General features: G+C 43.0%; 13 protein-coding genes. 9 read left to right on the forward strand and 4 right to left on the reverse strand.

Annotation, left to right across the window (positions count from 1 at the left end; genetic code table 11):
- Positions 1-176 precede the first annotated feature (176 nt).
- The 7 genes from ACFQ2O_RS16075 to ACFQ2O_RS16105 all read left to right on the forward strand — a co-directional run bounded on the left by ACFQ2O_RS16075 (position 177) and on the right by ACFQ2O_RS16105 (position 6,050).
- The gene (locus ACFQ2O_RS16075) at positions 177-515 is read left to right on the forward strand and encodes a type II toxin-antitoxin system RelE/ParE family toxin (protein WP_377529944.1); all 339 of its coding nucleotides are present in this window, start codon (positions 177-179) and stop codon (positions 513-515) included.
- A 2-nt stretch (positions 516-517) separates the two neighbouring features.
- Positions 518-817 carry a helix-turn-helix domain-containing protein gene (locus ACFQ2O_RS16080; protein WP_377529947.1) on the forward strand — a complete coding sequence of 100 codons (300 nt, stop codon included), beginning with the start codon at positions 518-520 and terminating at the stop codon, positions 815-817.
- Between the two features lie 105 nt (positions 818-922).
- Positions 923-1,480, forward strand: a complete 558-nt coding sequence (locus ACFQ2O_RS16085; RefSeq protein WP_377529950.1) for a glycosyl-4,4'-diaponeurosporenoate acyltransferase CrtO family protein — start codon at positions 923-925, stop codon at positions 1,478-1,480.
- A 44-nt stretch (positions 1,481-1,524) separates the two neighbouring features.
- The gene (locus ACFQ2O_RS16090; RefSeq protein WP_377529952.1) at positions 1,525-1,989 is read left to right on the forward strand and encodes an FEKKY domain-containing protein; all 465 of its coding nucleotides are present in this window, start codon (positions 1,525-1,527) and stop codon (positions 1,987-1,989) included.
- Between the two features lie 195 nt (positions 1,990-2,184).
- On the forward strand, positions 2,185-2,907 hold the full coding sequence (locus ACFQ2O_RS16095) for an acetolactate decarboxylase (RefSeq protein WP_377529955.1): 723 nt from the start codon (positions 2,185-2,187) through the stop codon (positions 2,905-2,907).
- A 485-nt stretch (positions 2,908-3,392) separates the two neighbouring features.
- Positions 3,393-4,790: an amidohydrolase family protein gene (locus tag ACFQ2O_RS16100; RefSeq protein WP_377529957.1), complete on the forward strand. Its 1,398-nt coding sequence runs from the start codon at positions 3,393-3,395 to the stop codon at positions 4,788-4,790.
- 351 nt (positions 4,791-5,141) lie between these two features.
- Positions 5,142-6,050: an NAD(P)/FAD-dependent oxidoreductase gene (locus ACFQ2O_RS16105; protein ID WP_377529960.1), complete on the forward strand. Its 909-nt coding sequence runs from the start codon at positions 5,142-5,144 to the stop codon at positions 6,048-6,050.
- A gap of 67 nt (positions 6,051-6,117) precedes the next feature.
- On the opposite strand, the gene ACFQ2O_RS16110 is transcribed toward ACFQ2O_RS16105, so the two are convergent.
- Both ACFQ2O_RS16110 and ACFQ2O_RS16115 read right to left on the reverse strand, forming a co-directional pair.
- A complete protein-coding gene (locus ACFQ2O_RS16110; protein ID WP_377529962.1) occupies positions 6,118-6,378 on the reverse strand; it encodes a hypothetical protein in 261 nt (86 codons plus the stop codon).
- Positions 6,379-6,470: 92 nt separating this feature from the next.
- Positions 6,471-6,836 (reverse strand): hypothetical protein, encoded by a 366-nt coding sequence (locus ACFQ2O_RS16115; protein WP_377529964.1) that lies wholly within the window; start codon positions 6,834-6,836, stop codon positions 6,471-6,473.
- A 147-nt stretch (positions 6,837-6,983) separates the two neighbouring features.
- On the opposite strand from ACFQ2O_RS16115, the gene ACFQ2O_RS16120 reads away from it, so the two are divergent.
- On the forward strand, positions 6,984-8,069 hold the full coding sequence (locus tag ACFQ2O_RS16120; RefSeq protein WP_377529966.1) for an MBL fold metallo-hydrolase: 1,086 nt from the start codon (positions 6,984-6,986) through the stop codon (positions 8,067-8,069).
- A gap of 173 nt (positions 8,070-8,242) precedes the next feature.
- Here the strand turns inward: ACFQ2O_RS16120 and ACFQ2O_RS16125 are convergent, their stop codons facing one another.
- Positions 8,243-8,431 carry a hypothetical protein gene (locus ACFQ2O_RS16125; RefSeq protein WP_377529968.1) on the reverse strand — a complete coding sequence of 63 codons (189 nt, stop codon included), beginning with the start codon at positions 8,429-8,431 and terminating at the stop codon, positions 8,243-8,245.
- 179 nt (positions 8,432-8,610) lie between these two features.
- Here ACFQ2O_RS16125 and ACFQ2O_RS16130 point away from each other — a divergent pair, with 179 nt between their 5' ends.
- On the forward strand, positions 8,611-9,342 hold the full coding sequence (locus ACFQ2O_RS16130; RefSeq protein WP_377529970.1) for a Dph6-related ATP pyrophosphatase: 732 nt from the start codon (positions 8,611-8,613) through the stop codon (positions 9,340-9,342).
- On the opposite strand, the gene ACFQ2O_RS16135 is transcribed toward ACFQ2O_RS16130, so the two are convergent.
- The gene (locus tag ACFQ2O_RS16135) at positions 9,339-10,886 is read right to left on the reverse strand and encodes a sensor histidine kinase (protein ID WP_377529972.1); all 1,548 of its coding nucleotides are present in this window, start codon (positions 10,884-10,886) and stop codon (positions 9,339-9,341) included. The two genes, ACFQ2O_RS16130 and ACFQ2O_RS16135, sit on opposite strands and share 4 nt — an antisense overlap.
- Positions 10,887-11,034 lie beyond the last annotated feature (148 nt).

The raw sequence follows: 11,034 nt of genomic DNA on the forward strand, positions 1-11,034 counted from the left end.
ACTGGCTGCCCTTCAGGTATAGGTAAAAATTACTACAATACCTGGTAATAGAAAAGTATAGCTATTGGAAAAATTATATAGCGCTAATCTAAAGGTTAGGGTGCATAAGTACCCAAAATTAAAATCATTCAGTTTAAAAAGTTTGCACAAGTTATCTTTTAAGATAACTTTGTCGTATGCCAAGACAAATCATCTTTCATGGGGAATATTTCCTAGACTTCTATATAAGCCTTGATGCTAAGGTAAAATCCAAGGTTCAATATGTGCTAGAACTGATTAAGCAGGTCGAAAGAGTGCCCGTAAAATTCCTAGCTCCCATGAGCGGATACGAAGGACTTTACGAAGTAAGGGTAGAGTACCAGTCGAATATCTATCGGATTTTCTGCTGCTTTGACGAAGGGAAACTAGTAGTGCTTTTCAACGGTTTCCAGAAGAAAACACAGAAAACACCTAAGGAAGAAATAGAAAGAGCATTACGACTTAAAAGCGAGTATTTTAAACTAAAAGAGAAATAGCCATGACTGATTATAAAGGAATCAAAACATTCGACGAACTGATTGAAATAGAGCACGGAAAAATAGGAACCGACAGCCGCAATAAATATGAAGAAAGCGCTCAGATGTTTATTGTGAGTGAGATGCTAAAGGAAGCCCGAAAAGAAGCTAAGATGACACAAGAGCAGTTGGCGGAAAAAGCAGGGACAAAAAAGAGTTATATCTCAAGAATCGAAAACGCGAGAGGTGACATTCAGCTTTCTACCCTTATCAGAATATTTGAAAAAGGACTAAACAAGAAAATAGGGCTAACTTTCCTCTAAAAATTTCGCTCCCTAACCTGGTGCAGCCTTAACCCTTGCTTTACTTCGGGCTTCGGCTGCACGAATACCGTTAGAGGCAATGAGAATAATAAATTAAATGAGGTTATGATGGACTCAAATAAATGGTTAGCCTCAGTTATTGCTACACTAATAGCCATTTTCACCAGTTGGGGTGTTGGCGAGATGTTTTCTTATGGAAGCTTTGTATTTGCTTGGAGTCTGAATTTCATACTAATGAGTTGGTATACATACTTGGCCTCACAGGTAAATCTAAAACTTGATTCAGATTATTTCGAACCTAAGCCAATTGAAAGAAACGGGAGCATTTATAAATACTTAGGAGTTCAAGCCTACAGAAAAACACTCGTGTGGATAGGATGGGAGAAAATTAATAAAAAGAAAAACCCTATAAAGAACAGCCTGCTTTCACTAAAAGTAAATGAGTATAATACTCGGGCATCCGAACTAGGACATACGATTATAGCTCTGATTGTTTTCGCAATAGCTATCGGAGTTTCAAGCTCATTAGGTGAGGCTAAATGGCTTATCCTCACCAACCTATTCTTAAATATATACCCGATAATGGTTCAACGCTTCAACAGACCAAGATACAGTAGGATTATTGGGTTGAGAAGAAATATTAACGTAAGTAAAATCATATAGAAGGTAGAGTTTTATCGGGAGTTAATAAGAAGCCTCTAGCTGATGTGCATATTTCCTTAAAGCATAAGGATTTTAATACTATTACAGATAAATTGGGCTACTTCAGGTTTGATAGTGTTCCACAAGGAAAATACCACCTGATTGCCCGCTACCTTGGCTATAGTGAAACTGATACAGCACTAAGTGTAGAAACAGAATCGCTAACAGATCTACACATTACTCTTGAAACAGATTGTCCCTATAATAGAAGTGTCGCCGTAGCGGATATAGCAAGCGGAAAGCCAAAGCTACTCCTGGTTGGAAGCATTGCACCAGTTATCTACAAGAATCAGCATAAGTTTGAGAGGAAGTATAAAGGTCAGTACTTTGATTTCGGGTGTACGCCACCAGCATACGAATGCATAGAGGAATATAACAAGATTATCTTTAGCTATCTGGAAAAGAAGTATGGTGAGAAGTGGCGCAGAGAGGTTCGGCCAGATGTAATGTTTTTAGAAGAAGAAAAATAGAATATCGTAGCCTAAGCAAGTTCAGCCTTTTTGCTTCGCCTTGCCCATCGGCTGCACCACACGTTAGCATTCATTTAAGATGGTAAGTTTAGAAAAACCTTTTAATTGATTTACTACCTTGCTGCACTTCAAGCTAAGGGTGCGCACAACCACTACTGGACATTGCTAATAACTATAGGAACATAATAAAAGGAAATGAGAAAAATGAAACTTAGGGCATTACTTCTCGGGCTTACAATCTTGATAATGACAAGCTGCTCTTCGAATGCCCAACAGACGGCCAAGCCGGTAAAAATAGTAGGACAAATGAAAAATGTAATGTGGAAAGGGCAGCTCTCCGGAAACATTAACATTGACACCATTGCCAATAAAACAAATTTATACGGCCTTGGACCCGTTGAATATCTAAGAGGTGAAATTCTGATTATAGACGGAAAATCCTACAAGTCAACCGTGGTTAGCGACACAACTATGAAAGTCGAAGAAACCTACGACATAAAAGCGCCCTTCTTTGGCTATGTAAATATCACTAAATGGACCGAGCACAATTTACCAGACAGCATTAGAACAGGTCAACAGCTTGAAACATTTATTAACAGCGTTACTACATCTTCACCAAGACCTTTTATGTTTAAGCTCACAGGGACAGTTGAACAAGCAACTATCCATATCGTGAACTTGCCTAAAGGCTCCAAAGTTAGCTCACCAGACGAAGCACATAAAGGACAGAAAAACTATGAAATTAAAAATATAAAATCCGAGATAGTTGGCTTTTTCTCAACCGAACATAAAGCAATTCTTACACACCACGACACATTTTTACATATGCACTTAATCACAGCAGACAGACAAAAAATGGGTCATTTAGACGAGGTCTTATTTAAAGAAGGAACGATGAAACTTTATTTACCGAAATAATAAGCCACACATCAAGTATAGCTAAAAGCTAGGCTCAGTTGATATTATTGGTCTGCAGGCAGTAACTCAACAGGTATATTTCTGTTAACCTTAAGTAGTGAAAAGCCCCACTTTGGGCTACCTAATAATGTTAGTCAGGATAATAAAACAGTGGACCCTCCTCAGGCAAAACTCATTTCTGGCTACGTCTGTTTTGGATTGATTAGCGAATTAACACGTTGGCTATTCGATAAATGATGCTTTATTTCTTTTAAACGAAGAAGAGTATAAATTAAAATGACACCATTAACAGCCTCCATGCCCGAAATTGCAGTTTGGCAAAATCTAATCCCACAACAGAGCACAGTCCTACCCTTCGCTAAGCATTCGGCTTCCGCTGTACATCTCTGCTAAAACTTCGTCGCTGCCTTTGCCCTTACACCATAGGAAGTCGGTAAGAAACCTGCTATATTTAGTAGCCTTATAATCTTTAAACACAGCTACCTATGCGCATCCTGCTACCGCTTTTACTAAGTCTAAGCCTTCTGTTATCGGCCTGCCAAACCACAAAAAAGGAGACGTACGATCTGCTTATTACCAATGCCACCATCGTTGATATCAGCACAGGCAAGCTGATTCAGGACCAGGTAATAGCTATAAGCAATGACACCATAAGAGTAGTAGATGCTACTGCCAATGCCAGAAAGTATAAGGCACAGCAAACCTTAGATGCCAGCGGAAAATATGTAATGCCCGGCCTGTGGGATATGCACGTGCACTTTAGAGGTGGTGACACGCTGATCGAGGAGAACAAGAATTTCCTCCCCTTGTTTTTAGCTTATGGCGTCACTACAGTTCGGGATGCAGGAGGCGATATTGTTCCCAGCGTACTAAGCTGGCGTGAGCAAATCAGGAAGGGTGCTTTGGTAGGCCCAACTATCTTTACACCCGGCCCCAAATTAGATGGCCCTAACCCAGCATGGCCGGGATCTATTCAAGTTGTTGATGATGGTGATATAGCGGCTGCTTTAGACTCACTTGAATCACTTGATGTAGATTATGTGAAGATGTATGATGGCAGCCTTTCGAAAGAAGCTTTTTATGGTATTATACAAGCTGCCGAAAAACGCGGTTTAAAAACCACCGGGCATATGCCACTCTCTGCCGATATTTTGCAGGCCGTGGACTATGGCTTAGACGGATCGGAGCACATGTACTATGTTTTGAAGGCAACTTCTCCGTTAGCCGACAGCCTTACCAGCCTAAACCTGGGCTATGGCATGATGGGTCAGATTGTGAACAGCTATAACCCGAAGCTGGCCCAGCAGGTGATTGCCAAGTTAAGCGCCAACAATGTTTACATTACGCCAACGCTGCACATCAGCAAAACTCTCGCAGAAATTCTAGACACAGACCATACAAAGGATTCGCTTTTGGCTTACATTGGTAGTGGTGTGCAGCAAACGTACCAGGGCAGAATTGAAAGTGCTAAGCGTGCCCGAACAAGCGGCAATGACATGCGCCAACAAATGGCGCAGCTAGTACAGGATATGATGGTACCCATGTATGAAGCAGGAGTAAACATTGTAGCAGGCTCTGATAGCGGACCTTACAACTCTTTTGTATACCCGGGTGAGTCGCTGCACGGAGAGCTGAACAGTTTAGTAAACGCTGGGCTTTCTCCTCAACAGGCACTTACAACTTCTGTCATCAATGGTCCCAAGTTTTTTGGCATTGATAAGTTTTATGGTGGGGTAGAACAGGGTAAAGTGGCAGATCTGCTTATCCTGGATGGCAACCCGCTGGAAGAAATCTCAAATTCTAGCCGGATAAATAGCGTTATCAAAAGCGCTAAAGTATACCACAGGAAAGCGCTTGATAAAATGTTGTCTGATTTAAAGTAAAAAACAAAACTCCTGCAGATTTTTAGCTAAACGCATTATTTGCTGCAAGTATAAACTTGCTGATGTGCTTCGGCAAAGGCTTTTCTATTGCAGCTCCTCCGCTACAATAGCATGGCTGATGCTTAGTTAAATATTGGACCTTATACCCAAACAGCTCTCGTTCATTTTACACTGACTAATACTTAAAACAATACTTGCAACATTATTGCAAGTATTGTTTTATTCTTTACCTTTGCTCTATAAATAGCAGCTAAATCAGGTGCCGGCAAAAGATATCTGCAGCAATGCTAACTGGTTATACATGTCTATCACCTGCTCTGCTGATGAGATTTCTAAATTTATAGCGTCATAATGATGGACAAGAGCACATTTGAGGTAATCATAATCGGAGGAAGCTACGCTGGTCTTTCTGCCGCAATGGCTTTAGGCCGTTCATTAAGAAAAGTGCTGATCATAGACAGCGGTAAACCCTGCAACAGGCAAACGCCACACGCCCATAACTTTATCACTCAGGACGGAAAAACTCCGAAAGAAATATCAGCATTAGCCTTAAGCCAGGTACTACAGTATGACGGCGTACAGCTCTTTAATGGATTGGCTGTAAGCGGAAATAAGACTGACAATGGCTTTGAGATAACAACCCAGTCTGGCGAAAAATTTTCGGGGAAGAAGCTCTTGTTTGCAACTGGAATCACGGATTTGTTTCCAGCGATAACTGGGTTTGCCGAGTGCTGGGGAATCTCAATTTTGCATTGCCCCTACTGCCATGGGTACGAGGTAAGGCAAGAGCATATCGGCCTGCTTGGAAACGGTGACATGAGATTTGAATTGAGCAAACTGTTAAGCAACTGGTCAGATAAGCTGACTCTTTTCACGAATGGTGCCTCGACCTTAACCGCAGAACAAACAGTTAAACTGGATAGCCATCATATTCAAATTGTAGAAAAAGAAATTTCAGCTTTTGAGCATGATAATGGCAGCGTAAAGCAAATTTTATTTAAAGACAGCACTACCACACCAATAGCAGCAGTCTTTGCCAGAGTGCCTTTTGCACAGCACTGCACAATTCCCCAGGCTTTAGGATGTGAGATAACCGAGCAAGGTTATATAAAGGTAGATGATTTCTCTAAGACTACTGTTCCCGGAATTTATGCAGCAGGAGACAACAGTACTATGATGCGAGCCTTGCCCGCTGCAGTGGCAGCAGGCACAAAGGCCGGTGCTATGATGAACAGGGAACTGATTGAAGAAGAGTTTTGATTCCGCAAAGTATAAACTCACTAGCCGAGTCCGCTACTATACTTTCAGCTTTAGGTGGCTTAACTACTTAGTCTTTGCTTTTGCTGTTCGATAGTTTCAGTTTTATCGTATCGGCATAAGGGTCAAGCGAAGTATAGCTGGTTAGCGCCCTGACAAGACCGACACTTTTAAGATCGTACAAAAACCATATCTCCACATAAAAATTGTGAAGCCAATACAAGTCTATCTTGCACCAGCCTTTGATGCGGTGGTGCAGGTAGTGGCCTTGCTCAAATGCTAATTCGGCCTGTAAGTGGGGCGGTAAATCGTTAAATTCTTCGGCACTCATGGATAAAGCAGTACGACACGTTCCAACAAAATCATTAAAAAAGGCTGCGGTAAAGCAGCCTTTATAGTTAACGTGAAAACTCTGATTTTGGTCTAGTTGAGGTGCAGGGTGTACAACTCGAAGCGCGTAGAGGCAAAGCTCCAGTGTGAAGCAGACGGATGAATCTCAATCCCATCCTCATCCATAATAGTGACAGCATATCCTTCGCCCTGGTTCAGGGGCTCAGTGAAATGCTTCACCGGATACACTTTCCCTTCTTCGATCCACTCTTCCGGCTCAAAGGCCGGCATCGTCGCATCTACGCACTTCGCGTAAACAGACATATAGCTTGGGGGTACAAATAAATTAACCATATAGAATAAACTTTCCAGAAAGATAAAAAATTCCTGTAAAACAGGAAATAAAGCACCAGTTTTTTTAGTGGCTGCCCAAAGATCATCAAAAAGCATGCCTGCCATAGTATAACCTTAAAACGGTGCTGCTGTTTTAAAAGTATGTCAACTTCTTTCCAGTTTCTGGCACAAGTCTTCTCTTTTTGGCAGCTAAAACGTTTTAACTGCGTATGAAAAACTTCTGAACTCAACTACATAAACCATTTGATAACTATGGAGGCAAACACGCAGACATCTCAGAGCAGCTCTGGTAAAACGTTTCGGGTAGCGCCGGGTGTATGGGGGCTTAAAACCATTTTCGTAAACCTGTATTTTGTAGCAAACCCTGATGGCAGCTGGGTGTTGATAGACACAGGTGTACCCGGATCAGCTGCAAAAATCAAAAAGACTGCCGAAGAACTGTTTGGTGAAGACAATGCTCCGCGCGCCATTATTTTGACGCACGGCCACTTTGACCATGTGGGCGCAGTGAAAGAGCTGGCCGAGGAGTGGGAGGTGCCGGTATATGCCCACCCTATGGAGCTGCCCTACCTTACTGGCCAATCAAGCTATCCACCACCAGACCCTAGCGTAGGTGGCGGAGGCATGGCTTACATGTCGTTCCTGTATCCTAAGAAGCCAATCAATATAAAGAACCATGTTGAATTGCTACCTCCTGACTTTTCTGTGCCTGCTTTAGAGGGATGGAAATGGCTACATACGCCAGGGCATAGCCCAGGGCATGTATCCTTGTTCCGTGAAAGTGACAGAACCTTGATTGTAGGAGATGCATTTATCACCAGACATGGTGAGTCGGCGATGGCTGTGCTCACGCAGAAACGAGAAGTACACGGCCCGCCTGCTTACTTCACCACTGATTGGGGATCAGCTCATCATTCTGTTGAAGCGCTATGCGACCTGGATCCTGAAATTGCCGCCACGGGCCACGGCCTGCCAATGAAAGGAGAAGAACTGAGACAAAAGCTAGACCAGCTGGTGCATGATTTCTGGATGGTTGCTGTTCCCAAACATGGCCGCTATGTACATGAGCCTGCCGTAGCAGATGAATATGGTGTTGTGTCGGTACCGCCGCCTGCTAGTAATCCTATGCCAAAAGTACTGGCTTTAGCGGGAGCAGTAGCAGTGGTTGGCCTGGCATGGTCTGCCTGGAGCAAGCGCAATAACAAACCCAAGTATGGCTATGCAAAAAAGCAGCCGCAACAAAGGCCTTACTCTCACAACAGAGTGATGCAGGGTATGCCTGTAGAGGTAGACCCTATACATGATGATCCGCACGATCACACTAATTACTATCCATGATAACAAGGCGGGCCGGAATTGATTCCGGCCCGCCTTGTTATCTGCTATCATGGGTAGTCTGGTGTCCGGCAAATTTAATCTTTAGATCTAGTAATTGTCATCAGAAAATTTGTTGAAATCTTTTTGTGAATCATTTCTAATCCATAATTTCTAATTTATAAATTGGCGTAGCACTAGTCTTTCTTATGATTGGCTCTGCCAGATCCGCTCTTATTACCGCCGCCATCCTGCTTGTTTACGGTAGCCCATGCTCTCTTTTCAGCCTCATCGTGGCTCACGCCTCGCTTTTCATAACTTTCCTCAATGTGTTCTGCTTTGCGCTTTTGCTTGTCTGTGTAAGCTGATTTATCTCCTTGTGACATCTTTTCTCCTTTCAATTTAGGTTATACATAAGCACACTTAATTGCCCTTACCTTTTTACGCTACTCTTCTGAAAGTGATAACTATAACAGGCACTAAAGCCACCCAAACCAGGAACAGATTTTAAAGTCTCCCTTTCTTGCGCTACCTTCATACTTTGTACAAGTATAAACGAACACCTTTGGAAAAGAAGAGCATTTTTAACTGGAGTGGTGGCAAAGATTCATCGCTGTGCCTGCACCATGTACTGCAAGAGAGGCAGTATAAAGTAGAAAAGCTACTAACTACCTTGAGCGGGGCTACCCAGCGCGTAAGTATGCATGGTGTTCGTGAGGAGTTGCTGGACAGCCAGGCACACAGCATTGGCATACCGCTTCAGAAAGTATATTTGCCAGAGCAGGCAAGTATGAGTGCTTATAATGAGCTGATGGAACAAACCTTGAGCCCCTTCCAAAAACAAGGCATCACCCATGCTATTTTCGGAGATATCAATCTTGAGGATTTAAGAACTTATCGCGAGCAGCAGTTACAGCAGGTAAACTTACAGGCGCTGTTTCCGCTTTGGGGGCAGCCTACCTTGCAAATCACCCGCACCTTTATCAACCTTGGCTTTAAGGCTGTGGTGGTATGCGTCAACGAAAAGTTGCTTGATGCTTCTTTTGCTGGACGCCTGCTGGATGAGAGTTTCTTACAGGATTTACCTGCCAGCGTAGATCCGGCAGGTGAGAATGGCGAATTTCATACGTTTGTGTTTGATGGCCCTATTTTTAAGGAACCTGTAAAGTATAGCCTGGGCGAAAAAGTACGCAAAACTTATGCGCCTGCTGCTGACCCGGATGATAACTGCTATAAAAAAGAGGCTAAACCTGTGTTCGATACAGCTTTCTGGTTCTGTGATTTGCTGCCGGCCTAGCTCGCGTCGCCCTGGTGGAAGTATAGCTTAAAGGTAGTGCCCTGCCCTACTTTGCTTTCAACCTCTATCCTATCTTCAGAGTTCTCGAGTATCCGCTTTACCAAGTATAAACCCAGGCCCGTTCCCTCTACATGCGAATGCATGCGCTTAAACATAGAGAAAATTTTATAGGTGTGTTTTTTCTCAATACCTAAGCCATTATCAGCTACAGTTAGCAAATACTGGTCCTCGTCCTGCAGCTTCTCGGTATTAATCCGGATGATCGGATTTCGCTCCGGAGACGAGTACTTGATGGCGTTCGAGACCAGGTTGAAAAGAATGCTTCTAAAGTTCTTCTTAGAGTAATGGATGTGCGTGAATCCTGAAAAATCAGCATCAATTACGGCACCATAAGACGCTATTAAATCTTCCAGGCTGCCTTTTACTTCTTCCAGCAACTCCTCTATGTGCACAGGCTCTACCAGAATATCTTCCTGTTGTATTCTGGAAACATCTGTGAGGTCAAGTATAATATTATTCAGCCTTGTGATAGAGTTTTCAATACGATTAACTACCTCTTCGTGCTTCGAGATATCAGGCCCCAGGTCATGCTTTAGTACAGCCACCAACCCTTCCAGGTTTGCAATGGGGGCTTTCAGATCGTGCGAAGCGGTATAGATAAAGTTATCGAGATCGGTGTTGATTCTATGGAGCTCCCTGTTCTTGAGCATCAGCTCTTCGTTTTTCTTTCGCTCCGAAAGGTCGCGGGTTACTTTGGTAAACCCGATCAGTCGTTCCTCTGCATTATAAACCGGCGTTATCACCACATTCACCCAGATAGGAGTACCATCTTTGCGCAGGCGCCAGCCTTCGTCTTCAAAGCGGCCATCACTTAAGGCTTTGTTTAATTCATACGCAGGGTATTTTCTATCATTGGCTTCCTCTGTATAGAAAACTGAAAAGTGCTTCCCTATTATTTCACTTGCGCTGTAGCCTTTGATTTGCTCTGCCCCCTGGTTCCAGGAAGCAATTTTTCCGTCTGGCGTCAGCATAAAAATTGCGTAGTCTTTTACTACTTCTATCAGCAGCCGTGCCCGCTCCTCGCTCTCCCTCAGCTCATCCAGCGTACGGGTAAGCTGGGTTTCCAATAGTTTCCGCTCACTTAGGTCTCTTGTGATTTTAGAGAAACCAAGCAGCTTATCTCCTTCTGCACTAGGTATAGCGGTGATAATAACATTAGCCCAAAAAACAGAACCGTCTTTTTTTACCCGCCAGCCTTCATCTTCAAAGCGGCCATGCTTTGTGGCCAGCCGCAACTCCAGATCCGGGAAACCACTTGCTCTGGTTTCTTCAGGGTAAAATTCTGAGAAGTGATGTCCGATAATTTCTTCGGCCTTATACCCCTTAATCTTTTGCGCCCCTAAGTTCCATGTTTGCACATGGCCTGTAGGGCTAAGTAAGAAGATAGCATAGTCATGTACACCTTCTACAAGAAGCCTGTATAAGTCCGTTTTGTCGGAAAGTAATTCAGAAGTCTGCTGCAGGATATTGTTATTCTCGATCATGTGATTTAATTAACCTTAGTTACTTAACATGCACGCTTATTACGATATATAAATCCTTTCAAGCTCGTAATGTACATAAGAATGTTCAGACATTGAAAGAAAATAAAGCTCCTGCTGCATTAACATCTTTAAATACAATATAATACAG

The sequence above is a fragment of the Pontibacter rugosus genome, assembly GCF_042678745.1.
In the GTDB taxonomy this organism is placed as follows: Bacteria; Bacteroidota; Bacteroidia; order Cytophagales; family Hymenobacteraceae; genus Pontibacter; species Pontibacter rugosus.

Excerpts from the sequence above, each read along its gene's own strand:
- ACFQ2O_RS16100 (WP_377529957.1), top strand. The coding sequence starts at position 3,393 with ATGCGCATCCTGCTACCGCTTTTACTAAGTCTAAGCCTTCTGTTATCG.
- ACFQ2O_RS16095 (WP_377529955.1), top strand. The coding sequence starts at position 2,185 with ATGAGAAAAATGAAACTTAGGGCATTACTTCTCGGGCTTACAATCTTG.
- ACFQ2O_RS16120 (WP_377529966.1), top strand. The coding sequence starts at position 6,984 with ATGGAGGCAAACACGCAGACATCTCAGAGCAGCTCTGGTAAAACGTTT.
- ACFQ2O_RS16075 (WP_377529944.1), top strand. The coding sequence starts at position 177 with ATGCCAAGACAAATCATCTTTCATGGGGAATATTTCCTAGACTTCTAT.
- ACFQ2O_RS16115 (WP_377529964.1), bottom strand. The coding sequence starts at position 6,836 with ATGGCAGGCATGCTTTTTGATGATCTTTGGGCAGCCACTAAAAAAACT.
- ACFQ2O_RS16105 (WP_377529960.1), top strand. The coding sequence starts at position 5,142 with ATGATGGACAAGAGCACATTTGAGGTAATCATAATCGGAGGAAGCTAC.
- ACFQ2O_RS16135 (WP_377529972.1), bottom strand. The coding sequence starts at position 10,886 with ATGATCGAGAATAACAATATCCTGCAGCAGACTTCTGAATTACTTTCC.
- ACFQ2O_RS16085 (WP_377529950.1), top strand. The coding sequence starts at position 923 with ATGATGGACTCAAATAAATGGTTAGCCTCAGTTATTGCTACACTAATA.
- ACFQ2O_RS16110 (WP_377529962.1), bottom strand. The coding sequence starts at position 6,378 with ATGAGTGCCGAAGAATTTAACGATTTACCGCCCCACTTACAGGCCGAA.
- ACFQ2O_RS16080 (WP_377529947.1), top strand. The coding sequence starts at position 518 with ATGACTGATTATAAAGGAATCAAAACATTCGACGAACTGATTGAAATA.
- ACFQ2O_RS16125 (WP_377529968.1), bottom strand. The coding sequence starts at position 8,431 with ATGTCACAAGGAGATAAATCAGCTTACACAGACAAGCAAAAGCGCAAA.